The sequence below is a fragment of the Ruegeria sp. AP7 genome, assembly GCF_056539905.1.
Map to the genome: position 1 here is coordinate 107,671 of NZ_JBQFVT010000009.1, position 23,201 is coordinate 130,871.

At 56.9% G+C, this 23,201-nt stretch carries 26 protein-coding genes and 1 riboswitch; of the genes, 9 read left to right on the plus strand and 17 right to left on the minus strand.

Annotation, left to right across the window (positions count from 1 at the left end):
* Window positions 1-22: 22 nt before the first annotated feature.
* The 9 genes from napA to ACR0KN_RS15970 all read right to left on the minus strand — a co-directional run bounded on the left by napA (window position 23) and on the right by ACR0KN_RS15970 (window position 8,781).
* Window positions 23-2,515, minus strand: a complete 2,493-nt coding sequence (gene napA / locus ACR0KN_RS15930) for a nitrate reductase catalytic subunit NapA (protein ID WP_480654919.1) — start codon at window positions 2,513-2,515, stop codon at window positions 23-25.
* 17 nt (window positions 2,516-2,532) lie between these two features.
* A complete protein-coding gene (locus ACR0KN_RS15935) occupies window positions 2,533-2,805 on the minus strand; it encodes a chaperone NapD (protein ID WP_170471362.1) in 273 nt (90 codons plus the stop codon).
* On the minus strand, window positions 2,805-3,314 hold the full coding sequence (gene napF, locus ACR0KN_RS15940; protein ID WP_480654921.1) for a ferredoxin-type protein NapF: 510 nt from the start codon (window positions 3,312-3,314) through the stop codon (window positions 2,805-2,807). Before napF ends, ACR0KN_RS15935 begins: the two co-directional genes overlap by 1 nt.
* 212 nt (window positions 3,315-3,526) lie before the next feature.
* Window positions 3,527-5,455, minus strand: a complete 1,929-nt coding sequence (gene dxs, locus ACR0KN_RS15945; protein WP_480654923.1) for a 1-deoxy-D-xylulose-5-phosphate synthase — start codon at window positions 5,453-5,455, stop codon at window positions 3,527-3,529.
* A gap of 14 nt (window positions 5,456-5,469) precedes the next feature.
* Window positions 5,470-6,336, minus strand: a complete 867-nt coding sequence (locus tag ACR0KN_RS15950) for a polyprenyl synthetase family protein (protein ID WP_480654925.1) — start codon at window positions 6,334-6,336, stop codon at window positions 5,470-5,472.
* On the minus strand, window positions 6,337-6,579 hold the full coding sequence (locus ACR0KN_RS15955) for an exodeoxyribonuclease VII small subunit (RefSeq protein ID WP_010443127.1): 243 nt from the start codon (window positions 6,577-6,579) through the stop codon (window positions 6,337-6,339). It abuts the gene before it with no gap.
* The gene (locus ACR0KN_RS15960) at window positions 6,576-7,502 is read right to left on the minus strand and encodes a histone deacetylase family protein (RefSeq protein ID WP_480654927.1); all 927 of its coding nucleotides are present in this window, start codon (window positions 7,500-7,502) and stop codon (window positions 6,576-6,578) included. Before ACR0KN_RS15960 ends, ACR0KN_RS15955 begins: the two co-directional genes overlap by 4 nt.
* A 68-nt stretch (window positions 7,503-7,570) precedes the next feature.
* Window positions 7,571-8,272: a response regulator gene (locus ACR0KN_RS15965; RefSeq protein ID WP_480654929.1), complete on the minus strand. Its 702-nt coding sequence runs from the start codon at window positions 8,270-8,272 to the stop codon at window positions 7,571-7,573.
* The gene (locus ACR0KN_RS15970; protein ID WP_480654931.1) at window positions 8,269-8,781 is read right to left on the minus strand and encodes a MarR family winged helix-turn-helix transcriptional regulator; all 513 of its coding nucleotides are present in this window, start codon (window positions 8,779-8,781) and stop codon (window positions 8,269-8,271) included. The genes ACR0KN_RS15965 and ACR0KN_RS15970 overlap by 4 nt, the downstream gene beginning before the upstream one ends.
* Window positions 8,782-8,939: 158 nt before the next feature.
* On the opposite strand from ACR0KN_RS15970, the gene ACR0KN_RS15975 reads away from it, so the two are divergent.
* From ACR0KN_RS15975 to ACR0KN_RS15990, 4 genes are all read left to right on the plus strand, one after another.
* Window positions 8,940-9,806: a branched-chain amino acid aminotransferase gene (locus tag ACR0KN_RS15975; protein WP_480654933.1), complete on the plus strand. Its 867-nt coding sequence runs from the start codon at window positions 8,940-8,942 to the stop codon at window positions 9,804-9,806.
* A 116-nt stretch (window positions 9,807-9,922) separates the two neighbouring features.
* A complete protein-coding gene (locus ACR0KN_RS15980; protein WP_480654935.1) occupies window positions 9,923-10,873 on the plus strand; it encodes an AraC family transcriptional regulator in 951 nt (316 codons plus the stop codon).
* 111 nt (window positions 10,874-10,984) lie between these two features.
* A complete protein-coding gene (locus ACR0KN_RS15985; RefSeq protein WP_170773338.1) occupies window positions 10,985-11,350 on the plus strand; it encodes an SPW repeat domain-containing protein in 366 nt (121 codons plus the stop codon).
* A gap of 270 nt (window positions 11,351-11,620) precedes the next feature.
* On the plus strand, window positions 11,621-11,830 hold the full coding sequence (locus ACR0KN_RS15990; protein WP_480654937.1) for a hypothetical protein: 210 nt from the start codon (window positions 11,621-11,623) through the stop codon (window positions 11,828-11,830).
* Here the strand turns inward: ACR0KN_RS15990 and cobO are convergent.
* The 5 genes from cobO to ACR0KN_RS16015 all read right to left on the minus strand — a co-directional run bounded on the left by cobO (window position 11,827) and on the right by ACR0KN_RS16015 (window position 15,750).
* A complete protein-coding gene (cobO, locus tag ACR0KN_RS15995; RefSeq protein WP_480654939.1) occupies window positions 11,827-12,426 on the minus strand; it encodes a cob(I)yrinic acid a,c-diamide adenosyltransferase in 600 nt (199 codons plus the stop codon). The genes ACR0KN_RS15990 and cobO overlap by 4 nt on opposite strands.
* Before the next feature lie 58 nt (window positions 12,427-12,484).
* Window positions 12,485-13,420: a DMT family transporter gene (locus ACR0KN_RS16000; protein WP_170773335.1), complete on the minus strand. Its 936-nt coding sequence runs from the start codon at window positions 13,418-13,420 to the stop codon at window positions 12,485-12,487.
* A gap of 52 nt (window positions 13,421-13,472) precedes the next feature.
* Window positions 13,473-14,135, minus strand: coding sequence for an HD domain-containing protein (locus ACR0KN_RS16005; RefSeq protein WP_480654941.1), 663 nt, complete (start codon window positions 14,133-14,135; stop codon window positions 13,473-13,475).
* A complete protein-coding gene (gene aroC / locus ACR0KN_RS16010) occupies window positions 14,119-15,219 on the minus strand; it encodes a chorismate synthase (protein WP_480654943.1) in 1,101 nt (366 codons plus the stop codon). Before aroC ends, ACR0KN_RS16005 begins: the two co-directional genes overlap by 17 nt.
* A gap of 90 nt (window positions 15,220-15,309) precedes the next feature.
* Window positions 15,310-15,750, minus strand: a complete 441-nt coding sequence (locus ACR0KN_RS16015) for a 6,7-dimethyl-8-ribityllumazine synthase (RefSeq protein WP_480654945.1) — start codon at window positions 15,748-15,750, stop codon at window positions 15,310-15,312.
* A 74-nt stretch (window positions 15,751-15,824) separates the two neighbouring features.
* Window positions 15,825-15,971, minus strand: a riboswitch (FMN riboswitch).
* A gap of 55 nt (window positions 15,972-16,026) precedes the next feature.
* Between ACR0KN_RS16015 and ACR0KN_RS16020 the strand changes: the two genes are divergently transcribed.
* Window positions 16,027-16,647, plus strand: coding sequence for an FMN-binding negative transcriptional regulator (locus ACR0KN_RS16020; protein WP_480654947.1), 621 nt, complete (start codon window positions 16,027-16,029; stop codon window positions 16,645-16,647).
* 12 nt (window positions 16,648-16,659) lie between these two features.
* On the opposite strand, the gene ACR0KN_RS16025 is transcribed toward ACR0KN_RS16020, so the two are convergent.
* Window positions 16,660-17,106 carry a c-type cytochrome gene (locus ACR0KN_RS16025; protein WP_480654949.1) on the minus strand — a complete coding sequence of 149 codons (447 nt, stop codon included), beginning with the start codon at window positions 17,104-17,106 and terminating at the stop codon, window positions 16,660-16,662.
* 487 nt (window positions 17,107-17,593) lie between these two features.
* Here ACR0KN_RS16025 and petA point away from each other — a divergent pair, with 487 nt between their 5' ends.
* From petA to ACR0KN_RS16045, 4 genes are all read left to right on the plus strand, one after another.
* On the plus strand, window positions 17,594-18,178 hold the full coding sequence (petA, locus tag ACR0KN_RS16030) for a ubiquinol-cytochrome c reductase iron-sulfur subunit (RefSeq protein ID WP_010443142.1): 585 nt from the start codon (window positions 17,594-17,596) through the stop codon (window positions 18,176-18,178).
* Window positions 18,179-18,192: 14 nt separating this feature from the next.
* On the plus strand, window positions 18,193-19,524 hold the full coding sequence (petB, locus tag ACR0KN_RS16035; protein WP_010443143.1) for a cytochrome b: 1,332 nt from the start codon (window positions 18,193-18,195) through the stop codon (window positions 19,522-19,524).
* 17 nt (window positions 19,525-19,541) lie between these two features.
* Window positions 19,542-20,330, plus strand: a complete 789-nt coding sequence (locus ACR0KN_RS16040) for a cytochrome c1 (protein WP_170542273.1) — start codon at window positions 19,542-19,544, stop codon at window positions 20,328-20,330.
* Window positions 20,331-20,459: 129 nt separating this feature from the next.
* Window positions 20,460-20,921 (plus strand): cupin domain-containing protein, encoded by a 462-nt coding sequence (locus ACR0KN_RS16045; RefSeq protein ID WP_170542271.1) that lies wholly within the window; start codon window positions 20,460-20,462, stop codon window positions 20,919-20,921.
* On the opposite strand, the gene mtaB is transcribed toward ACR0KN_RS16045, so the two are convergent.
* Both mtaB and dapF read right to left on the minus strand, forming a co-directional pair.
* Window positions 20,912-22,195 carry a tRNA (N(6)-L-threonylcarbamoyladenosine(37)-C(2))-methylthiotransferase MtaB gene (gene mtaB, locus ACR0KN_RS16050; RefSeq protein ID WP_480654952.1) on the minus strand — a complete coding sequence of 428 codons (1,284 nt, stop codon included), beginning with the start codon at window positions 22,193-22,195 and terminating at the stop codon, window positions 20,912-20,914. The genes ACR0KN_RS16045 and mtaB overlap by 10 nt on opposite strands.
* A complete protein-coding gene (dapF, locus tag ACR0KN_RS16055) occupies window positions 22,192-23,034 on the minus strand; it encodes a diaminopimelate epimerase (protein WP_480654954.1) in 843 nt (280 codons plus the stop codon). The genes mtaB and dapF overlap by 4 nt, the downstream gene beginning before the upstream one ends.
* Between the last annotated feature and the right edge of the window lie 167 nt (window positions 23,035-23,201).

The following is a 23,201-nucleotide window of genomic DNA, read 5'->3' on the forward strand; positions in this document are numbered from 1 at the left end:
TTACCTTTGCCTTGCCTGCCCTTTACGCGCGCTCGATCTTACAGGCGCATTTCTTGAAGTCGGTTTCTTTCGACAGTGGGCAAGTCGCGTCCAAGGTCAGCTTGTTGGTCAGCTGACCCTCGTCGAACCAAGGCATGAAGACCAGACCGCGCGGAACTTTGTTACGGCCGCGGGTTTCGACCCGGCTGTTGACCTCGCCGCGGCGGGTAGACAGAACGATCTCCTGCCCGCGCCGCAGACCACGATCGCGCGCATCGTCCGGATGCATGTAGACAACAGCGGCGGGATAGGCGCGGTGCAGTTCGGGCACGCGGCGGGTCATAGAACCCGAATGCCAGTGTTCCAGCACACGGCCTGTGCAGAGCCACAGGTTGAACTCTTCATCAGGTACCTCGGGGGCGGGCTCGTATGGTGCAAAGATGATCTTGGCCTTGCCATCCTTATGGCCATAGAACTTCACATCCGCACCTTCGGGCACGTAAGGATCATAGCCTTCACGGAAGCGATAAAGCGTCTCTTTGCCGTCCACGACCGGCCAGCGCAAGCCGCGGGCCTGATGGTAAGTTTCGAACGGTGCCAGATCGTGCGCATGGCCGCGACCGAAATTGGCATATTCCTCGAACAGGCCCTTCTGCACGTAGAAGCCAAAGTGCTCAGATTCGTCGTTGTCGAACCCTTCCGCGGTTTCAGACAGCGGGAACTGGTCGATCGTGCCATTGGCAAACAGCACGTCATACATGGTTTTGCCGCGATGTTCGGGCATGGTGGCCAGTAGTTCCTCGCCCCAAACTTCTTCAACGGTGAAGCGTTTGGAGAACTCCATCAGCTGCCAGAGGTCCGATTTCGCCTCTCCCGGAGCCTTGACCTGTTGTCGCCAGAATTGCGTGCGACGCTCGGCGTTGCCATAGGCACCTTCCTTCTCGACCCACATGGCAGTGGGCAAGATCAGGTCAGCGGACAGAGCCGTTACGGTCGGATAAGGGTCTGATACGGCAATGAAGTTTTCCGGGTTGCGATAACCGGGATAGCCTTCTTCGTTGATATTGGGCGCGGCCTGCATGTTGTTAGTGCACTGCACCCAATAGGCGTTCAGATCACCGTCTTTCAGTTTGCGGTGCTGCAGTACGGCGTGGAACCCGGGTTTGGGCGGGATGGTGCCCACAGGGATTTTCCACGCAGTCTCGCAGATCTCGCGGTGCTTGTCGTTTGCCACAACCATATCGGCGGGCAGACGGTGCGCGAAGGTCCCAACCTCACGTGCCGTACCACAGGCCGAGGGCTGACCGGTCAGCGAGAAGGGCGAATTGCCGGGCTCTGAAATCTTACCGACCAGCAGGTGCACGTTGTACATCAGTGAGTTCACCCACGATCCGCGGGTGTGCTGGTTGAAGCCCATGGTCCACAGGCTCATCACCTTGCGGTTTGGATCTGCATATTGCTGGGCCAGACGCTCGAGCTGAGATGCAGGAACGCCGGAAAGTTCCGATGTGTATTCCAGCGTGTATTCCGAAACCGCCTCGGCATATTCTTCGAAGCTGATCGGTTCCAATTTTCCCGAGTTCGGGTTTTCAGCCTCTTGCTGCAGCGGGTTGTTGTCACGCAGGCCATAACCGATGTCTGTGGCGGTCTTGGTGATGTTGACGTGGTTCTTGACGAACTCTTCATTCACCGCGCCGTTCTGAATGATGTAATTGGCGATGTAGTTTAGGATCGCCAGATCGGTCTGCGGCGCGAAGACCATGCCGTTATCGGCCAGCTCGAACGAGCGGTGTTCATAAGTCGACAGCACATGCACTTCGGATCCCGGTTTGGTCAGACGCGTGTCGGTCAGGCGTGACCACAGGATCGGGTGCATCTCGGCCATGTTCGAGCCCCAGAGCACGAACGTATCGGCATGTTCAAAATCGTCATAGCAGCCCATCGGCTCATCAATGCCAAATGTCCGCATAAAGCCGACAACCGCTGAGGCCATGCAGTGGCGCGCGTTCGGGTCGATGTTGTTGGACCGGAAACCAGCTTTCATCATCTTGGCAGCGGCATAACCTTCCCAAACGGTCCACTGGCCCGAGCCGAACATGCCCACGCTGGTTGGCCCTTTCTTGGCAAGGGCCTCTTTCCACTTGGCGGCCATGACGTCGAAGGCTTCGTCCCAGCTGACGGGCTCGAATTCACCGTTCTTGTCGTATTCGCCGTTGGTTTTACGCAGCATCGGCGTGGTCAGTCGGTCTTTGCCGTACATGATCTTGGACAGGAAATAGCCCTTGATGCAGTTCAGGCCGCGGTTCACCGGCGCGTCCGGGTCGCCCTGCGTGGCAACCACGCGTCCGTCTTTGGTGCCGACAAGAACCGAGCATCCGGTGCCGCAGAACCGGCAGGCGGCTTTGTCCCAACGGATGTCGGGGTTGCCGACTTGAGCGCTGGCCTGCCCGGTAGCAAGCGGCAAACCTGCGGCTGATGCTGTCGCAGCGGCGGCGGTTGATTTTAGAAAGGTCCGGCGGGATTCAGAGATGGTCATGACATGGGTCTCCGGCTTTATATCTGGCGAGAAGCGTTAAGGTGCGGACGGGTCTCCGCAAGGTCTTCAAAATGGTGATAAGTCAAGGTCAGAGAGATCACACCCGGGATCTGATGCAGATCCATGATCGTCTCGGATGCCAATTTTTCAGGCGTATCCTCGACCACAACAACAATGCGGCCATCCTCAGATGCCGCGTGAACCTCTGCCCCGTTTGTACCCGCAATCGTGGCCTGTGCACTCTGCGTGGTTTCGGGGGTTACATGGACGAGGCATCCACAGATGTTCATTAGGCGACCTCCTGCGTGGGCGGGGTGTGGCGTTCAAAGCTGACGGAACCGGCGGGGCAGGCGCTAGCGCAGGCGCCGCAGCCGGTGCAGGTATCGGTGTCGAGTACGGGTTCGGCGCGGCCACCGGTCTGCAATTGAAAGCGGATTGCACGGTGGTCGCAGACATCCTGACAGACACGACAACTGATACCATTCATCGACAGGCACGTGGCAGCAACTCTGGCGCGCCAGGGCCAGTCGGCGATATGTTCGGGGTTCAATGCTCCGGTCGGGCAAGCATTGGCGCAATCACCGCAGAATGTGCAGGGGCCTGCATCCAGCTGGACGACGGGGAAGCCCTGTGTGTCGAACTTGATTATGTCTTCGGGACATGCCTCGCGGCATTCGTCGCATTGCGTGCACAGCTCAAGAAACTCGGCTGCATCTGCCCCAGGCGGGCGGATGGAGTTTTGATCATTGCGCAGCACTTTTCCCTTAAGAAACGCACGGCGGCTGGCTAGCTTGTTCATTCGCTTGCGACCTTATGCATAAAGGGCAAGGAGCAGCCTCACCCCGAGTCGGGTTCTAGTGTAACCCGAACATCAGGATATTGACCTATGTCATTTTCAAAGCTGTTATTTCCCCGCAGAGCCAAAAAACATGTGCAAAAAATGCACAATTTCAGATGTGTCTATGAAACTTAAATCACGACCACGCGTTTGCTCCAAATGAATTCGCCGATTCAGGCGCGTTTTTCGCCAATCGTCGTGACGCCCAGAATCGACAGCACTTTGGCCTCGATCTGCTCTGCATTCATACCAGCGACCGCGTACATATCCGCTGGGTTTGCCTGATCGATGAAAATATCCGGCAACACCATCGAGCGATACTTCAACCCTTCGTCGAACACGCCCTCATCGGCCAAAAGCTGCGCAACATGACTGCCGAAACCGCCAACTGCGCCTTCCTCGATCGTGATCAGCGCCTCGTGGTTCGCGGCCAGATCAAGGATCAAATCCCGATCCAGAGGCTTGGCAAAGCGCGCATCGGCGATGGTGGGGGCGATCCCGCGCGCGCAAAGCGCCTCGGCCGCCTTCTGCACCTCGGCCAGCCGCGTCCCGAAGGACAGCAGTGCTACACGCGCACCTTTTTGGATCATGCGGCCTTTGCCGATCTCCAACACTTCACCGCGCTCGGGCAAGTCAACGCCCACCCCTTCGCCGCGAGGATAGCGGAAGGCGATCGGACCATCATCATAAGCCACGGCAGTGGCAACCATGTGCATCAACTCGGCCTCGTCCGCGGCGGCCATGACAACCATGCCCGGAAGGTTGGCCAAGTAAGCAATATCAAACGATCCCGCATGGGTCGCACCATCTGCCCCCACCAGACCCGCACGGTCGATGGCAAATCGCACCGGCAGGCGCTGGATTGCCACGTCATGCACTACCTGATCGTAACCACGCTGCAGGAAAGTGGAATACATTGCACAGAACGGCTTCATCCCGCCGGCGGCCAGCGCAGCCGAGAATGTCACACCATGCTGTTCGGCAATCGCTACATCAAAACACCGCGAAGGGTAGCGCTCAGCAAACAGGTTCAGCCCGGTCCCGTCCGGCATCGCGGCGGTGACCGCGACGATCTTGTCATCCCGCGCCGCTTCCTCGACCAGTGTCTTGCCAAAGACCGAGGTGTAGGACGGCGCGTTGGATGGGGCCTTCTTCTGCTCACCCGTCACTACGTCGAACTTCGCGGTTGCATGACCCTTGTCGCGCGCCTGTTCGGCAGGGGCATAACCCTTGCCCTTTTTGGTCAATACGTGGATCAGGATCGGACCTGTCACTTTGGCCTTGACCGCACGCAAAACCGGCAACAACTGGTCCAGATCATGCCCGTCGATGGGGCCGAGATAGGAAAAGCCCAGCTCTTCAAACAGCGTCCCGCCCATGGCCATACCTTTCAGCATGTCCTTGGCGCGCTTTGCCCCTTCTCGGAAAGGTTCAGGCAGCAAAGACACCGCGCCCTTGGCAGCGGCTTTCAGATCGTGGAACGGTTCTTCGGCATAGATCCGCGACAGGTAGTTGGACAGAGCGCCCACGGGCGGCGCGATGCTCATCTCATTGTCGTTCAGGATCACAATCAGGCGTTTCTTCAGATGCCCTGCATTGTTCATCGCCTCAAACGCCATGCCGGCGGACATCGAACCATCGCCGATCACAGCAATCGCATCGCCCAGGCCTTCGGGCGTCACGCCGCCCAGATCTCGTGCAACGGCAAAACCCAGCGCCGCGCTGATCGATGTGCTGGAATGCGCCGCGCCAAACGGGTCATATGGGCTTTCGCTGCGCTTGGTAAATCCGCTCAGGCCATCTTTCATGCGCAGGGTGCGAATCCGATCGCGGCGCTCGGTCAGAATCTTGTGCGGATAGCACTGGTGACCGACGTCCCAAATGATCTTGTCTCTCGGAGTATCGAACACAGCGTGCAGCGCTGTGGTCAGCTCGACCACGCCCAGACCCGCCCCCAGATGTCCGCCCGTGACAGACACAGCCGAGACCGTTTCTGACCGCAACTCATGCGCCACTTGATGCAGCTGCGCATCCGTGAATTGCTTGAGGTCCGCAGGGCGGTTCACAAGATCCAGCAGAGGCGTATTCGGACGGTCTGACATTTGGCGTTCCTGGCTTAGCTGTCCCGGGCAATAACGAAGCGGGCAGCCTGCTTCAAGGTTTCTGCCGCGGGGCCATATTCATCTAACGCAGCACAAGCCTGATCCACAAGCTCAGCGGCACGGGATTTAGCCGCATCCAGACCAAGAAGTGAGACAAAGGTCGCCTTGCCCGCCTCTGCATCCTTCTGCAAGCGCTTTCCTGCCTTTTCGGCATCTCCTTCGACATCCATGATGTCATCCGCGATCTGAAAGGCAAGCCCAAGCGCTTGGGCATATTGGCGCAAGGGGGCGGGATCAGCCTGCGCCAGCCGTGCGCCTGCACAGGCGGACCATTCGATCAACGCGCCGGTCTTGCCCGCTTGCAGTTGCGTAATCTCATCCAGTGTCAGTGGCTCTGCTGCCGTCTCCGCCGCAATATCCAGCGCCTGACCCAGAACCATACCCTGCGCGCCGCTCGCTTTTGCCAGTGTTAGAGCCAGTTTGGCGCGTATTTCAGCATTTCCGACCTCTGGCCGCACGCAAAGCTCAAACGCAAGTGTCTGCAGCGCATCCCCGGCCAGAACGGCTGTCCCGTCATCCCATTTCACATGGACTGTGGGGCGCCCTCGCCGCAGGTCATCATCATCCATGCAGGGCAGGTCGTCATGTACCAGAGAGTAGGCATGCAGTGCTTCGATACCCGTCGCTGGCCAGATCGCCCGAGCTGTATCGACGCCAAGTAACCGCGCGCTTTCCAGTACCAGAAACCCTCGCAGACGCTTGCCGCCTTGCGTGGCATAGGTCATCGCGCGGGTCACATCCAGATCATCCAGCGCGCTCAGAACCAGATCGAAATGGTCTTGAATCAGCGCGGCATCCTGTGCCAGCTTTTCACGAAACATTTACTGACCTTCGACAGGCGTCGTCCCGGTTGGCTGGCCATCTGCGTCCAAAGTGATCGCGGCCACCTTTTCCTCGGCGCGTTTCAGCTCATCCTCACAGCGTTTCTTCAACGCCGCACCCCGCTCATACAAAGCGATCGACTGATCCAGCGCCACATCCCCGCGTTCCAGCTGGCCCACCACGGCCTCAAGCTCTTTCATCGCCTGTTCAAAGGTCATCTGTTCGACTGGGGTATCGGTCATTGTGCTGCCTTCATCAATTCTTCCACATGGGCGCGTGTCGCCTCGGCCAATGCGTTCAGATCATACCCGCCTTCCAGAGTCGAGACGATACGCCCATCACACACTTCATCAGCAATCTTGCACAGCTCCGCCGTGATCCAGGCGAAATCACCCGTGGACCAGTTAAGATTTGCCAACGGATCATCCTGATGGGCATCAAACCCGGCGGAGATAATGATCAATTCCGGCTTGAACGCCCGTAGACGCGGAAATGCCTGTGTTTCATAGGAAGCCCGCATCTCGGACCCGCCGGTGCCGGGGGCCAACGGTATGTTCAAAACGGTCTCATAAGCACCGGTTTCGTCAGTACGGCCAGAGCCGGGCCATAACGGCATCTGCTGACTGGTAATCACCAGCGCGCGCTTTTCGTCCCACAGCAGGTATTGCGTGCCATTGCCATGATGAACATCAAAATCCACCACTGCCACGCGGTTCAACCCGTGATGATCCAGCGCATGCTTTGCAGCTAACGCGGCATTGCCAAACAGGCAGAACCCCATGGCCGTTTCCGTCTCGGCATGGTGGCCTGGCGGTCGTATCGCACAAAACGCATTCGGTGCTTCACCGCCCAGTACCAAATCGACGGCTCGCACCACCGCACCTGCCGCGCGATAGGCCGCATCAACAGATCCTGGAGACATGAATGTATCCCCATCAATCTGCTTGAACCCATCCGAGGGCTTATGGTCAAGAATGTCACTGATATGGCTCTGCGGATGAACTCGTAGCAAATCATCATCCGCCGCCAACGGCGCTGTCACACGCTGCAAATCCAAATCCTCAAGCGCATGAAGGATATGTTCCAACCGCGCCACCCGCTCTGGATGCCCCTCCGGCGTCACATGGTTCAGACAATCTGCGTGGGTCAGCAAAGCGGTTTTCATCAGGATCCTATCTTCATCTGGCTAAAAATATCCTCGCCGAAGGCCTAAAAACGCCGTGCAGCGGCTCATCAGTCCGGTGCCAGCATATAGCCCGCACCGCGCACAGTCTGCAGATACCGAGGCTGTTTCGGATCCTGCTCCAGCTTCCGACGCAAGCGGGTGATCTGCACGTCCACCGCACGTTCCTGCGCCTGCCCTTTGTCGCGCCCCAGGTCCTCGACCAGCTTGGCACGGCTAATCGGTTCGCCGGGCTGGGCCGAGAATATCTTCATCAATTGGCTTTCCGTTGCAGTCAGGCGCACTGGATCTTCGCCCTGCCACATCTCACCCCGCTCGATATCGTAGCGAATTGGTCCAAGATGCAGAATCTTGGCCACTGCGTCGTGCGCAGACGTTTCCGGCATCCGGCGCAGAATGGCATTGATCCTAAGCAGCAACTCTTTGGGTTCGAACGGCTTGGCCAGATAGTCATCGGCTCCGGCTTCCAAACCAGAAATCCGATGCTCGGTTTCGCCCTTTGCCGTCAGCAACAGGATCGGGGTGGAATGCGTTTCGCGCAAGGCCCGTGTAAGGCTGACGCCATCCTCACCGGGCATCATCACATCCAGCACAATCATATCAAAATCCAACCCTGACAACACCCGCCGCGCATGGGCCGCGTCGCGCGCAGAAGTCACCAAGAACCCGCTGCGCATCAGGAATTGCTTGAGCAGGTCACGAATGCGCTCGTCATCATCGACGATAAGAAGATGGGCGTCCATTTCGCTCATGAAGTCGTATCCCGCAGTTTTGTATATGCACGACGCATATCAGCATCCATCATCGCTTCAAGCACTTTGCGAAACCCGGCCACTGCTTCGGGGCCCGCATCCTTGTAGGCCGCGCGCATCCGGGCGCGCTGGGCGTCGGAGAGTTTGGCCTCTAACGCCTTGCCCTTATCCGTCAGAAATAGGTGGCGTTCACGTTTGTCCACTGTTCCGACACGGCTTTCGACCAGACCATCTGCGATGAGGCTACGCAGAACGCGGTTCAGCGATTGTTTGGTAACACCCAATATGGCCAGCAGATTGTTGACCGTCGTTCCCGGCGCTCGGTTGATGAAGTGGATGGCTCGGTGATGCGCCCGACCATAGGCCAATTCAGTCAGGATACGGTCAGGGTCCGCGGTAAAGCCGCGATAGGCAAAGAACATGGCCTCGATACCTTGCCTCAGTTGCTCATCTGTCAGAAACAACAGGCTTTCTCCGCCAAAGACCGGGGCGGGACGGATGTCGGACATGTTGGACCTCATTCGCAATATGATCTGACTTTATGTCAGCCTTATTGACATTCCAAGTGCGCACAGGTATCGAATCGCAGTTTTTGCGCAACATTATGTCCGATGCGGACCTAAACGGCGCAACATTCGGAAATCTAGCCCGGCTCAGGAGGTTTCGCATGGCGGGATATGACGATCGCGACGGTGTCATCTGGATGGATGGCGAACTTGTGCCCTGGCGCGAAGCCAATGTGCACATTCTGTCCCACGCGATGCACTATGCGTCCTCGGTTTTTGAGGGCGAACGCGCCTATAACGGCAAGATCTTCAAAAGCCGCGAACATTCGGAACGCCTGATCGCCTCGGCCGAGGCTCTGGATATGCCGATGCCTTACTCGGTTGATGAGATCGAGGCCGCCAAGGAAGAGGCGCTGAAAGCCAGCGGACTTAAGGATGCTTATGTGCGGGCGCTGGTTTGGCGTGGCTCGGGCGAGGATATGGGTGTCGCTTCCGCCAAGAACCCCGTTCGGATGGCCATCGCTGTTTGGCCTTGGGGTGCCTATTACGGTGACGCCAAGATGCAAGGCGCTAAACTGGATATCGCCGAGTGGAAACGACCCAGTCCGGAAACCATTCCGGTCCATGCCAAGGCGGCGGGTCTTTACATGATCTGTACCATCTCGAAGCATAAGGCCGAAGCCAAAGGCTGCTCAGACGCCTTGTTCATGGATTACAACGGCAACGTGGCCGAAGCGACGGGTGCCAACGTCTTCTTCGTGAAGGATGGCGAAGTGCACACCCCACTGGCCGATTGCTTCTTAAACGGCATTACCCGTCAGACGGTGATCCAGATGCTGAAAGACAAGGGCGTCACTGTCCACGAACGCCGCATCAGACCCGAAGAAATGGCAGATTTCGAACAGTGCTGGCTGACAGGTACAGCAGCCGAAGTCACTCCGGTCGGGCAGATCGGCGACTATACCTTTGAGGTTGGCGATCTGACCCGTGAAATCGCCGAAGACTACGAAAAGCTGGTCCGCGCGTAAGTTAATACCGCTTTGAACCCCCGCTCGGGCGGGGGTTCTGATTGCAAGCCGTGCAAATTTTTGTGCAGATCGTCCCGAGATATGGACGCCTGCGTGTGAGACCGTATTCTTGATCCATGTTGGATCTTCTCAGCGATATTCTCACCCGCCTGTCTCTTCGTGGCACGTTTTACTTTCGCACATCATTTACCCCTCCGTTCGGGATACAGGTGCCGAGCTACGAGAACGTGGCCCGCTTTCACTTTGTTCAGCGCGGTGAGCTTAAGGTTTACCTGTCTGCAACTGGCGAGACGCTGCGGTTGCGGCAGGGCGACCTGATCTTGATCCCACATGGCGCGTCACACGCGCTGCTGTGCAACGAGGTCAAACCCTATGACGCTTTGCCACTTGAGCAGGTGTTGGATCAGTCCGGCTACACGGGCGATGGTGTGCTGGTCTATGGCGGGGCGGAAGAAGAACGCGATACGCAGCTGATCTGCGGTCATTTCTCGTTTACGGGACCCGCCGGTCGGAAAGGGACTGGGCATATGCTGATCGATCGGCTGCCGCCCTATATTCTGATCGAGAACTACGGGGAGGACGCAGGCACCTGGATTGAGGCGACCCTGCGCATGATCGGATCAGAGGTGTCCGGCGCACGCATTGGCGGCGATTTAATTGCTTTGAAACTGTCTGAAGTGCTGTTTGCGCAAGCAATACGGGCCTATCTGGAACACCAAAGCCCGGATGATGCCGCGCTGGCCGGGTTTGCCGACCCGCGCATCTCGCGGGCGCTGACGGCATTTCATCAGTCCCCCGCACAGGAGTGGAGTGTTGCCTCACTCGCGCGCGAGGCAGCGATGTCGCGCACCGCGTTTGCCCAGCTTTTTGCCCAGAAGATGGGAACAACCCCGATACAATATCTGACAGATTGGCGGATGCAGATCGCCTGTCATGGGTTGACCGAAAACCGCTGGAATGTTGCGGATGCGGCTGCCGAGGTGGGATATGCCTCTGAGGCCGCGTTTTCGCGCGTGTTCAAGAAGCAGGTTGGCGTATCTCCCGCCGCCTATCGGGCGCTGCACTGATCGTTCTAGTATTTCGAACGATCTGCAAGGTTTATCAAACGACCAAGTATACTCCGTTCGGATCGCTGCTCCTATCCTTTAGCCATCACTGATTAAGGAAAGGAAGTTGAAATGTCCCTGCGTTTTGTCACCCGCTCTGTCCATGCGTATCTCGACTACCCGGTTGCGATTGCGCTGATGGTGTTGCCCTTTGTTCTAGGGCTTGGTCAGTCCAACCCCATGGCGCTCTGGCTGTCCGTGGTTACAGGCGTGGCCGCCTTCGTATTGACCGTTCTGACAGATCATCATCTCGGAATCTGGAGGGTGCTGTCCTACAAGTTCCACCTCGCCGTAGATCTTCTTGTTGGTATTACCTTTCTGATGGCGCCCAGCCTGCTTGGATTTTCCGGCATTGACGCCCTGTTCTACTGGGTGAACGGTGCCGCTGTTGTCGCGGTCATATCGCTTAGTGCGCCCGAAAAAGGTGTTGTTGTCTGACCGAATACCAAATCTGTAAATCATTGATGGGCTGTGCGGATTTCTGCGTGGCCCTCTTCCTTTTTTGGCTCTAATAAGGCGATTTGCCCAAATTGAGCTGGCGATAATGTAATCGAATTTAAGGCTTGAAATTTCCGATAAAAACAATCAGATATAATGCAACGCCAGATTTTAATATCAAGCTCCAGGTTCTGGGGCGATCTGTAGGCTCAGCTTGTGCAGATGTGAAGGCCTGCCATCGCCCCGGAAACGACCACAAAGAGGCTGCGATTGCGCGAACGTTTCGAAGAATTGATGGACGATCCCTGTTGCGCGTCATGTGATTGCGATGCGCTAACCTCAGATGTCGCCGCTTATCTTGATCACAAGACCTGTGATGCCGAACGTTATCGCAATCTCGAGGAACACCCCGTCGTGACACCTGAGCCTGTCAGGCGCGCATCACTGCGCGCGCTGAATGAAGGGGAAGTGCGGGTTTAGAAATCCACACCCCGCTGGGCTTTGATACCGGCCTGAAACGGGTGCTTCTCTTCGGTCATCTCGGTCACCAGATCCGCATATTCGCGCAAAGCTTGGGGTGCATCCCGGCCTGTCAGGAATACGCTGGTTTTGTCCGAACGGGCCTTAAGACCGTCCATAACAGTCTCTACTGAAAGGTATTCGTAGCGCAGCGCGATATTGATCTCGTCCAAAACAACAAGATCATAGTCACCGCTTTTCATCAGATCACACGCCTTTCCAAAGGCTGCCGTCGCGGCAGCAATGTCACGTTCGCGGTCTTGCGTATCCCAGGTGAAGCCTTCGCCCATTGTGTGCCAGGTGACCAGATCACGCTCTTCAAAGAACCTGCGCTCACCTGTCTTCCATTTGCCTTTGATGAACTGAACCACAGCCACTTTCTGACCCCAACCCAAGGCGCGAATTACTACACCAAATGCGGCCGAGGACTTGCCCTTGCCCTTGCCGGTGTTGATCAGCACCAATCCCCGACCGGGATCAACCGCTTCCGAGACTTTTTTGCGGTGCTTCGCCTGCACTTCTTGCATCTTTTCTTTGTGGTTTTGTGCGTCGCTCATCGGGAAACCTCATGGGAATGTCGCGCCCCAACCTAGGGGAAGTTTGCAAAAGGTAAAGTCACGCTTTGGGGTCGGTTACAGATCGCGCCTTGGTCCGATCGAGTCCAAGTTGGCGTTCGCGCAGGATAACCACAACGTTGCCTGCAATCACCAGCGCCGCACCACCCAGCATCACCAAGGTAGGAAGCTCATCAAACCAGATATAACCGATGATGATGGCAAACAGCATCGTCGTATAATCGTAAGGCGCTAACATCGAGGCTTGGCCGAACTTGTACGAGGATGTCACGAGAATCTGCGCCACTCCGCCGATCAAGCCCATTGTCACCAGCAATGCGGCTTGTTCCCAGCTTGGGACAACCCAGCCCCAAAACACCGATAGGCTTGAAAGCAAAGTTGCCGTGAGCGAAAAGTAGAACACAATCGCAGCTGGATGATCCACCTGCACAAGTTGCCGAATGTGTATCTGAACAAATGCGCGCGCGACGGTAGCCGCCAATACACAGAGTGCGCCGATCATTGCGGCGGATTCAGCGGTACCCGAGCCCAGGCGCGGCCAGATCATGATCAGAACGCCGACAAGACCAAGCGCAACGGCGCCGATGCGGATCATTCGTATCCGTTCGCCCAACATGATTGCGGCCAGGATCAGCGTGAAAATAGGGGTGGCATAGCCGATGGCCGTGACCTCGGGCAAAGGCAGCAGGCTAAGTCCGGTAAAGGTCAATCCCATGGCCGACGTGCCCAATACACCGCGCCAGAAATGGCCCATGGGCTTCTTTACGATGAAACCTTGCGTCAGCTCTCCGCGCCATGACAACCAAGCAATGATGACCGGAATGGCGAAGAGCGAGCGGAAAAACACCATTTCGCCCGGAGGGAAATCATCCGACAGCGCCTTGACCAAGGCGGACATTACTGTGAACAGCACCAGCGCACTGAGTTTCAGCGCCACGGCTAATGCCGGACGATGCGATGTTAAGGATTTCGCCATGGCGCGAACCTGCGCTTTCGCGCGCAAAAGATCAACGATGGGATTGTACCAATCAGACAGATTTCCAGTTGATTGGGATTGGGTGGCCGATTTCTTCCGAGAGTATCTCAAGAAACCCGAGCATTTGATTAACCCGCTTGTGCGCTAAATCCCGTCCGCCATCAGTCACCATTTCATCTGGCAGATTCAGCAGCTTGGTCTTCCAATGGTCAATTGCAAATCTCTGGTCATCCAAGTCGCGGTCTTCGGCGAAGGGATCGGCGATATCATACAACGCCCGCCCCAATGCTCCCGACACGGCGAAGGTGCGGGCAATCCCGATCGCGCCAAGTGCGTCCAGCCGATCCGCGTCCCGCAGGATACATGCCTCGGGCGATTCAGGAGGGATGTTGGCGGAGTAGCTGTGCGCAGCAATGGCGTGTTGCGTCGCGCAAATTTCCGACGCCGTAAAGTCAAGTTCGGCAAGAATAGGCTCTGATTCAGTGGCCGATTGTTGCGACGCCAGATGCCGGTTGGGATCGTCCTTGGGCAGATTGACCAGATCATGCAGATAACAGGCGGCGAGCAATACACGCTGGTTGGTGCGCTGGTCAGCAATAGCCTGAGCGTTCATCCAAACCCGATCCAGATGCGCCAGATCATGCGCCGGATCGGTCAGCATTCGCTGCGTGACGACCGCCCGAAGCGCCGCGCGATGATCAGCCAATCCGTCCACGGTTCTCGCCGATCTGGCCGCGATGCAGAAGCAGGTGATCGAGGATTACACAGGCCATCATCGCTTCTCCTACTGGTACGGCGCGGATGCCGACGCAGGGATCGTGGCGTCCTTTGGTAATGATCTCGGTCTCTTCACCGGATTTGTTGATGGTTTTGCGAGTGGTCAGGATCGACGAGGTCGGCTTGACCGCAAACCGCACGACGACGTCCTGTCCGGTGGAAATGCCGCCCAAAATGCCGCCTGCATGGTTCGAGCTGTATTGCGGGCCGTTCTGACCCATAAAGATTTCATCCGCATTAGCTTCGCCGGTCAGTTCTGCCGCCGCCATACCCTCGCCAATCTCGACGCCTTTTACCGCGTTGATCGACATCATCGCGGCAGCAAGATCAGTATCTAACTTTGCGTATATTGGTGCGCCCAGCCCCGCAGGGACGCCACGCGCGACGACCTCAACCACCGCGCCGACCGAGTTTCCGGACTTGCGCAGATCATCGAGATAGACCGCCCAATCCTCGGCAGATTTAGCGTCCGGCGTCCAGAACGGGTTTTGCTCGATCTGCGACCAGTCGAAATTTCCACGATCGATTTTGTGCGGACCGATCTGTGTCATATAACCGGTGATTTGCACATTCGGGGCGATCTGCTTGATTGCTTCGCGCGCCAACCCTCCAGCGGCGACACGCGAAGCCGTTTCCCGGGCCGAGCTGCGTCCGCCACCGCGATAATCGCGAATACCGTATTTCTGCCAGTAAGTAATATCAGCGTGACCAGGGCGGAACTTGTCCATGATGTCGCCGTAGTCTTTCGAGCGCTGATCGGTGTTCTCGATCATCAATTGTACAGGCGTGCCGGTGGTCTGGCCTTCGAAAACACCGGACAGGATTTTGACCTGATCGGGCTCGCGTCGCTGGGTCGTAAACTTGTTCTGCCCTGGTTTGCGCTTGTCCAGCCAGTGCTGGATCATAGTCTCATTGATTTGCACACCCGGTGGGCAGCCGTCGACGGTGGCTCCCAATGCAGGCCCGTGACTTTCACCCCAGGTGGTGACTCGGAAGAGGTGTCCAAAGCTGTTCATCGACATGGGGCGTGCTCCTTTGCGGAACGTGATTAGCGGGCGCGGGGCTTGGCCTCAAGCGGATTTGCGGTCGAGGGTGACCCCGACCGCTTGCTGTCAGGCCGCAGCAGCGATGTTCGCGCGGGTCTTGGTGACCTTTAGGGCCGCCTGTGCGGCTTCGCGCCCTTTTTGCACAAAGTGCTCGCGGTAGATGGCGTTGTGATGATCGGTTTCCTGATATTGATGCGGCGTCAGCGAGACCGACAGCACTGGGACACCGGTGTCCATACCGGCGCGCATCAAACCATCAACCACGGCCTGAGCAACAAAATCGTGCCGGTAGATGCCCCCATCCACCACGAAGGCTGCACAGGCTATGGCCGCGTATTGACCGGTTTGAGCCAGATCGCGCGCAATCAAGGGCATTTCAAACGCGCCGGGGACGTCAAATATATCGACCTGTTCGGCGGGGATGAGTTGCAAGAACCCATCAAGGGCGCGATCCACGATATCAGAATGCCAATTGGCTTTGACGAAAGCATAGCGGGTGTGTGTCATCATGATCTCCTTAGCAAACAGACACTTCACCCAAGGCGATCACGAGCAGACGCACCGTTTCAACGGTGCGTTCTACACGTTCTCTTTCATCCGGACTGTAACCGTCGGCTCTGGCCTCTCACCAGATCTGCTGACACCCCGAAGGTTGGGGCCGCTCGCGGGCTTACGGGTCATGCCCGCATACCGCCGGTGGGGAATTTCGCCCCGCCCTGAGAACGAGGTGGACCTTGCCAATTCGATACTGGTTCTGCAAGAGAAATTGGACGGAGGACCCAAATGCATCCTAACCCTGCCTTTCGCAACGAGGCGCGTGCGCGTCATATCGATTTTGCCCGGGAGCGCGCCTTTGGCGTTCTAGCAGTCTCGACACCGGAAGCGCCATTACTGAGCCACGTTCCTTTCTTGCTGAGCGAAGATGCCGGATGGGCGGATCTGCATCTGGTGCGGTCAAACCCGATCGTGCGTGCATTGAAGCAGCCACAATCTGCGCGGATCGCCGTTTCAGGGCCTGATGGGTATATCTCGCCTGATTGGTATGGCGTCGATGATCAGGTCCCGACCTGGAACTATGTTGCGGTGCATCTGACCGGCGTGCTTGAGATGCGCCCCGTGGAAGAGTTGCGAGGCCTGCTGGATCGACAGGCTGCTGATTTCGAGAATCGCCTGTTGCCTAAGCCTCCATGGCTGGCGTCGAAGATGGCACCAGATGCGCTGGATCGGATGATGCGGATGATCGTGCCATGCCGACTGACGGTCTCGGACATAGATGGCACTTGGAAACTTAACCAGAACAAGCCCGACGTTGCGCGCCAACGCGCCGCTGATCACGTCCAATCTGCTGGGATTGGGGCTGAGGTCGGGACATTGGCCTCGCTTATGCGCGAGGCCAAAATTTAAGAATCACCTAGTTTACTGAGTAGTGAATGTGGCGAGATAGGCAGCTATGTGATCCGCTCCTTTCTTCAGCTTTACGCTCATATTCGGGCGGGCGGTTTCATCATTCAGATATTCTTTGATGAAGTTGATCGGGTCTTGTGAATAGGCGGCGATGTTTTCTTCGGTCCATACCAGCCCTTCTTGCCCGGCACGGATCATATCATCGGTAAACATGCCAATGGGCAGACGCTCGCTTCCGTACAGATAATCGCTTTCGGTTCCGGCCACGCGACCAACTACGCCATAGAGATTCGGCCCCGTGATGCCGCCTTTGACCAAAACATCGCCATCCTTGATGATCGCGTGGCAGGATGAGCATCGGTTATAGAGTTGCTCGCCTTTTGCGGGGTCTCCGGCTGCAATAGCTTGTGCTGTACTCAGAATCGTAAATAGAACCGCGGTTGCTGCAATCTTTGGCATTGGAATTCTCCGGCTGCTTGGTGATTTCCTTCGGCCTTTCACGTATTCCCGCAATGAGTGCAATCGGAATTCGATATTCTGCTATATCTCTGAAATATCTATTTTAAATTAATAATTTAATCTCATCATGTTCGCGTTAATTTGGAAAATATCGTGGCAAAACTCTGGCAAATTCAGTGTCATTTCGACGATCTTGAAAGGGAGTGAAGGTGGATAAACCCGGATGCGCCAATCCGCAGGCCAGCCCCGAATCACACCACATGACCACTGGGCCAAGTGGCTGCCCAGAAGACTAAAATCTGCATTTGATATTGAAATTTTACCCTTTCACCGTGAAATGATTGCTTAGATGCGGCGTATTGCGCGTTTAAGAGCGCTGGACGAACTCTATTCTCCCCGATAGATACCCCCTTTAAGACGCCGCAGTTCATGCGGTGCGCGAGCTATATGCCCGTTCGCGGGCGCCAGACAATTCGGAGATAACCTCGTGTCCCATGCTGAAGACCACGAAGGCACCCGCAGAGATTTTCTGTACTACGTCGCTGGCGGCGCAGGTGTCGTTGCGACGGGGGCTGCCGTTTGGCCCCTGGTAAATCAAATGAATCCCTCGGCAGACGTTCAGGCGCTGTCCTCGATCCGTGTTGACGTCAGCGGGGTTGAGACTGGCACGCAGCTGACTGTGAAGTGGTTGGGCAAACCTGTTTTCATCCGCCACCGAACTGGTGCCGAGATCCAGGAAGCCAAAGAGCAGGACGCCGAAGGCGTGGATGCTCTGCCTGATCCGCTGGCGCGTAACTTCAATATTGCAGCCGATGCACCGGCAACCGACGCAAACCGCGTTATGCCGTCGCCAGAAGGCGAAGCGCCGGGTGCATGGATCGTTCAGATGGGCGTCTGTACTCACCTTGGATGTGTGCCGCTGGGCGATGCCGGTGATTTCGGCGGCTGGTTCTGCCCCTGCCACGGTTCGCACTACGATCTGGCCGGCCGTATCCGTAAGGGCCCCGCGCCCGAGAACCTGCCTGTCCCGCCCGCTGAATGGGTGGACAACAGCACAATCAAACTCGGCTAAGGGAGACCCAACTTATGTCCGGAATTCCCCACGATCATTACGAGCCGAAGACAAGCGGCGAAAAGTGGCTGAACAGCCGCCTGCCGATTGTCGGCCTGCTGTATGATACCCTGATGATCCCGACCCCAAAGAACCTGAACTGGATGTGGATTTGGGGTATCGTTCTGACGTTCTGTCTGGCGCTGCAAATCGTCACCGGTATCGTTCTGGTGATGCACTATACCCCGCATGTCGATCTGGCCTTTGCCAGCATCGAACACATCATGCGCAACGTGAATGGTGGCTATATGCTGCGGTATCTGCACATGAATGGCGCCTCGTTGTTCTTTGTTGCGGTCTACATTCACATTTTCCGCGGCCTGTTCTACGGCTCGTACAAAGCCCCGCGTGAGATCACGTGGATCATCGGTATGCTGATCTACCTGATGATGATGGGCACTGCCTTCATGGGCTACGTTCTGCCCTGGGGCCAGATGTCCTTCTGGGGTGCGACCGTGATCACCGGCCTGTTTGGCGCGATCCCCTTCGTCGGTGACGCGATCCAGACCTGGCTGCTGGGCGGACCCGCCGTGGATAACGCCACTCTGAACCGTTTCTTCTCGCTGCACTACCTGCTGCCTTTCGTTATCGCAGCGCTGGTCATCGTGCATATCTGGGCCTTCCACACCACTGGCAACAACAACCCTACGGGTGTTGAAGTGCGCCGTGGTTCGAAAGCCGAGGCCGAGAAAGACACGCTGCCGTTCTGGCCCTATTTCGTGATCAAGGACCTGTTCGCTCTGGCGGTTATTCTTGTCGTGTTTTGGGCCATCGTTGGCTACATGCCGAACTATCTGGGCCACCCGGATAACTACATCGAAGCCAACCCGCTGGTCACACCTGCGCACATCGTTCCTGAATGGTACTTCCTGCCGTTCTACGCGATCCTGCGTGCCTTCACCGGCGAGGTCTGGGTCGTTCAGTTTGCCAGCTTCATCACCGGCGGCATCATCGATGCCAAGTTCTTTGGTGTTCTGGCGATGTTCGGTGCGATCCTGGCAATGGCCCTGGCACCTTGGCTGGACACATCGACAGTGCGTTCGGGCAAATACCGCCCGATGTTCAAATGGTGGTTCTACCTGCTGGTCATCGACTTCTTTGCCCTGATGTGGCTGGGGGCGATGCCCGCGGAAGAGCCCTATGCGACCTTCTCGCTGATCGCGTCCGCCTACTGGTTCGCATATTTCTTCGTGATCCTGCCGATCCTTGGCGTGATCGAGAAACCTCTGGCACAGCCGGAAACCATCGAAGAAGACTTCAACGCGCATTATGGCAAGGCTGACGCCGACGCCACGCCGGCCGAGTAAGAAGAGGGACCGGAAACATGTTCAAGAAACTTGCAATCGGTGCCGCGTTCGCTCTGGCCCTTGCGCCCGCCTCGACCTTTGCGGCAGGTGGTGGTGAGCAGCACATCGAAGACTTCGACTTCTCGTTCGAGGGACCGTTTGGAACCTGGGATCAGAACCAGCTTCAGCGCGGTCTGCAGATCTATACTGAGGTCTGCGCGGCCTGCCATGGTCTGCAATACATACCGCTGCGGACGCTTGAGGATCTGGGATACTCGGAAGAACAGGTCATCACCTATGCGGCCGACAATTTCGAAGTGTTCGATCCCGAGCTGGACGATTTCCGCCCGGCAATCCCGACCGACCACTTCCCGGCCAATACTGGCGTTGGCGCACCGGACCTGAGCTTGATGGCGAAGGCCCGTGCCGGATTCCATGGCCCATACGGCCTGGGGATTAACCAACTGGTCAAAGGCATGGGTGGTGCGGAATATATCGCATCATTGCTTGATGGCTATACCGGCGAAGAGAAGGAAGAGGCGGGCACGGTTCTTTATGAGAACAAGGCCTTCCCGGGTGGCTGGATCTCGATGGCACCGCCATTGGCCGAGGATCAGGTTGAATTCGCGGATGGTCATCCAGCAACGGTCGAAGCCATGTCGGAAGACGTTGCGGCCTTCCTGATGTGGACCGCTGAGCCAAAGATGATGGACCGCAAGAATGCCGGGTTCGTCGGTGTTCTGTTCCTAACGGTTCTGTCTGTGTTGCTTTATCTGGTGAACAAGCGACTGTGGGCACCCCACAAGGGCAAGATCCGCAAGGACTAATATCCAACCGGATTGTCTATTCAAGGACCCCCGCACCTTTCGGTTGCGGGGTTTCTTCTTTGGTGCCTACTGGAATTCAGGCCACGAGTTCCCAGATAGCGAATACAGAAATTCCGAAGGAGCTTATCGATGGCAGACAAAATCGAAGCCACACGTAAACAGGTTGTCATTCAGCATTGGGATGGCAGCAAGAAATACATGATGGCCCCGAATGAGTATGTCGGAGTTGTTGTGGGCAAAGAGGCCACCGACGGAGAATACGTAATCTCGGACGGCGTTATGGCTCCAGGAGGCGCGGTGCCTGATCATTACCATAAATGGGAGGATCAGACGTTTCACATTCTTCAAGGCACGGTTGATGCGAAGATTGGTGACACGTGGGTCAGCGCCGGCGCAGGGGATACCATTCACTGCCCGCGCGGAGTTTCCCATTACATGAAAAACAATAGCGATCAGACTGTGCGTATGATCAGCTACATTTTCCCCGGCGACCGCGCCGAAGCGTTCATGGCCGAAACCTCCCGGCAGAACGAGGGTGGCGAACAGGACTTTGAGTTGATCGAGCGGGAATTCGGTGTCGTCTATCTTTGACTGTCTTGAGCACAGGGTTGGGCCTGTAACTGCGTGCCTGATGTGCCTGTGATCACCCCGCGCACGATCTGCCCTTCAATTTGAGGTTGGGAAAAAGTGACTTCGGTGAACTGTTCGGTCCGACCCATATGAGGGTTTTCCATCAGTATGTTGTGATACCTTCCAACCTGTTCTGAAAGATGCTTCGCAACCTTGGCATCCCCGGCAGCACGTAAGCGGGCGGCCCGCTCCTTGATTACGTTTCCGTTCACCTGCTGTGGGATGCGAGCAGCGGGAGTTCCTTCGCGTTTTGAATATGGAAACACATGCAGCCAGGTCAGGTCGCAGTCGTTGACCAATTTTAGAGAATTCTCGAAATGGTCTTCGGACTCTGTCGGGAAGCCTGCGATGATATCGGCCCCAAATGTCATATCCGGGCGCAACTTACGAGCCTCTTCCGTGAAGCGGATGGCATCATCGCGCAGGTGGCGACGTTTCATGCGCTTCAGGATCAGATCATCACCATGCTGTAGCGACAGATGCAGGTGGGGCATCAGGCGCGGTTCGGTCGCGATGGCCTGCATCAGATTCTCGTCCACCTCGATCGAGTCGATCGAGCTGATCCGCAGGCGCTGAAGGTCCGGCACCAATTTCAGGATGCGCATGACCAGATCACCAAGCTTAGGTTGCGCAGGCAGGTCCGCGCCCCATGAGGTTAGGTCAACTCCGGTCAGGACAACTTCGTTATAGCCCCTATCGACCAGCCGCTTGATCTGGTCCACCACGACGCCTGCAGGGACGCTGCGAGAGTTTCCGCGGCCATAGGGGATGATGCAGAAAGTACACCGATGGTCGCACCCGTTCTGGACCTGTACGTAGGCGCGTGAGCGGGTGCCAAAACCGTCGATCAGATGGCCCGCCGTTTCGGTAACAGACATGATGTCATCTACCTGCACGGCTTCGGTCTGACCGATGAAATCAGCAGCCATTCCTTTCCAGGTTTCGGGCCGCATCTTTTCGGTGTTTCCGATTACCGCGTCGACCTCATTCATGCGCGCGAATGTCTCGGGCTCAGTCTGCGCGGCACAGCCGGTGACAATCAGGCGAGCGTCGGGATTTTCCCGCCGCAGCTTGCGAATTTCCTGCCGCGCCTTGCGCACAGCCTCAGCTGTCACCGCACAAGTGTTTACGATCACCGCATCGCTAAGGCCCGCCTGCTGTGACAGCTCTTTCATCGCCTCGGTCTCGTAGGCGTTCAGGCGGCAACCCAGAGTACTGAACTTGGGCGGATTCATTCCAGAGACCTCAGAAATTCCGGCGTGAGCGTACCCGAAAAAACGTGGACTGTTGGCCCCGTCATCCAGACGCCATCATCGCGCCAGTCGATCCATATAGTCCCACCGTCAAGATCAACTTGTACCTGGCGCCCGGTAAGTCGACGCCGGGCCGCTGCGACGGCAGTGGCACAGGATGATGACCCCGAAGCCAAGGTGATCCCAACACCGCGCTCCCAGACGCGCATGCGGATTTTGTCTGGCCCTGCGATCTGCGCTACCTGCACGTTGGTACGTTCAGGATAGAGCGGATGATGTTCATAACGCGCACCGAAATCTTCGAGAGGGATCGCCTCCGCATCGTCGACAAAGAAAGTACAATGCGGATTACCCATTCCGGTTGCTGTTGGTCCCCCTTCGATAGGGAGTTCAAGCGTGTCCATTTCTTCGGTCAGGGGGATCTCATTCCAAAGAAGCTGAGGTTGGCCCATGTTGACTGATGTCAGGCCATTTCCTGCGTCCCGTGCCTGCAGAATGCCGCGTTCTGTCGTGAGAGTCAGATCCGATCTGCCGGTTTCATCCAGCAAGAATCTGGCAATACATCGCGTTGCGTTTCCACAGGCTGCCGAGGTCGACCCATCGGCGTTGTAGAACACCAGATGCGCATCTGCATTTCCGCTTTCGATCACCGCGAGCTGGTCGAAACCCACGCCAAACTGCCGATGCCCAATTCCCCTGGCCATCTTGGGTGTGATCGGAATCGTATGCGCGCGCGCATCCACAACGACAAAGTCATTGCCCAGCCCGTGCATCTTCATAATGGGCAATCCGGTATCGTTTAGGGTTTGCATTGCGGGCATATAACCCCGGCGACAAAATGAATCCAGCCTGTCCTAAAGATTCCACAAAATAGGGGTTGACCCCCCAGCGCCACCTGCCTAATTAGGCCGCCTATCGGGGCGCTGGACTGACATCAGACAAAAGCGTGCCGAGGTGCAAATAAAGGTCTTGAACCCGGTTGGGTAAA

Excerpts from the sequence above, each read along its gene's own strand:
- ACR0KN_RS16040 (WP_170542273.1), top strand. The coding sequence starts at position 19,542 with ATGTTCAAGAAACTTGCAATCGGTGCCGCGTTCGCTCTGGCCCTTGCG.
- ACR0KN_RS16025 (WP_480654949.1), bottom strand. The coding sequence starts at position 17,106 with ATGCCAAAGATTGCAGCAACCGCGGTTCTATTTACGATTCTGAGTACA.
- ACR0KN_RS16045 (WP_170542271.1), top strand. The coding sequence starts at position 20,460 with ATGGCAGACAAAATCGAAGCCACACGTAAACAGGTTGTCATTCAGCAT.
- ACR0KN_RS15960 (WP_480654927.1), bottom strand. The coding sequence starts at position 7,502 with ATGAAAACCGCTTTGCTGACCCACGCAGATTGTCTGAACCATGTGACG.
- ACR0KN_RS15965 (WP_480654929.1), bottom strand. The coding sequence starts at position 8,272 with ATGAGCGAAATGGACGCCCATCTTCTTATCGTCGATGATGACGAGCGC.
- dxs (WP_480654923.1), bottom strand. The coding sequence starts at position 5,455 with ATGTCAGACCGTCCGAATACGCCTCTGCTGGATCTTGTGAACCGCCCT.
- ACR0KN_RS15950 (WP_480654925.1), bottom strand. The coding sequence starts at position 6,336 with ATGTTTCGTGAAAAGCTGGCACAGGATGCCGCGCTGATTCAAGACCAT.
- ACR0KN_RS16020 (WP_480654947.1), top strand. The coding sequence starts at position 16,027 with ATGCATCCTAACCCTGCCTTTCGCAACGAGGCGCGTGCGCGTCATATC.
- aroC (WP_480654943.1), bottom strand. The coding sequence starts at position 15,219 with ATGTCGATGAACAGCTTTGGACACCTCTTCCGAGTCACCACCTGGGGT.
- petB (WP_010443143.1), top strand. The coding sequence starts at position 18,193 with ATGTCCGGAATTCCCCACGATCATTACGAGCCGAAGACAAGCGGCGAA.
- ACR0KN_RS15980 (WP_480654935.1), top strand. The coding sequence starts at position 9,923 with ATGTTGGATCTTCTCAGCGATATTCTCACCCGCCTGTCTCTTCGTGGC.
- ACR0KN_RS15985 (WP_170773338.1), top strand. The coding sequence starts at position 10,985 with ATGTCCCTGCGTTTTGTCACCCGCTCTGTCCATGCGTATCTCGACTAC.
- ACR0KN_RS15955 (WP_010443127.1), bottom strand. The coding sequence starts at position 6,579 with ATGACCGATACCCCAGTCGAACAGATGACCTTTGAACAGGCGATGAAA.
- ACR0KN_RS15935 (WP_170471362.1), bottom strand. The coding sequence starts at position 2,805 with ATGAACATCTGTGGATGCCTCGTCCATGTAACCCCCGAAACCACGCAG.
- ACR0KN_RS16000 (WP_170773335.1), bottom strand. The coding sequence starts at position 13,420 with ATGGCGAAATCCTTAACATCGCATCGTCCGGCATTAGCCGTGGCGCTG.
- napF (WP_480654921.1), bottom strand. The coding sequence starts at position 3,314 with ATGAACAAGCTAGCCAGCCGCCGTGCGTTTCTTAAGGGAAAAGTGCTG.
- napA (WP_480654919.1), bottom strand. The coding sequence starts at position 2,515 with ATGACCATCTCTGAATCCCGCCGGACCTTTCTAAAATCAACCGCCGCC.
- ACR0KN_RS16015 (WP_480654945.1), bottom strand. The coding sequence starts at position 15,750 with ATGACACACACCCGCTATGCTTTCGTCAAAGCCAATTGGCATTCTGAT.
- dapF (WP_480654954.1), bottom strand. The coding sequence starts at position 23,034 with ATGCCCGCAATGCAAACCCTAAACGATACCGGATTGCCCATTATGAAG.
- ACR0KN_RS15970 (WP_480654931.1), bottom strand. The coding sequence starts at position 8,781 with ATGTCCGACATCCGTCCCGCCCCGGTCTTTGGCGGAGAAAGCCTGTTG.
- mtaB (WP_480654952.1), bottom strand. The coding sequence starts at position 22,195 with ATGAATCCGCCCAAGTTCAGTACTCTGGGTTGCCGCCTGAACGCCTAC.
- cobO (WP_480654939.1), bottom strand. The coding sequence starts at position 12,426 with ATGAGCGACGCACAAAACCACAAAGAAAAGATGCAAGAAGTGCAGGCG.
- ACR0KN_RS15975 (WP_480654933.1), top strand. The coding sequence starts at position 8,940 with ATGGCGGGATATGACGATCGCGACGGTGTCATCTGGATGGATGGCGAA.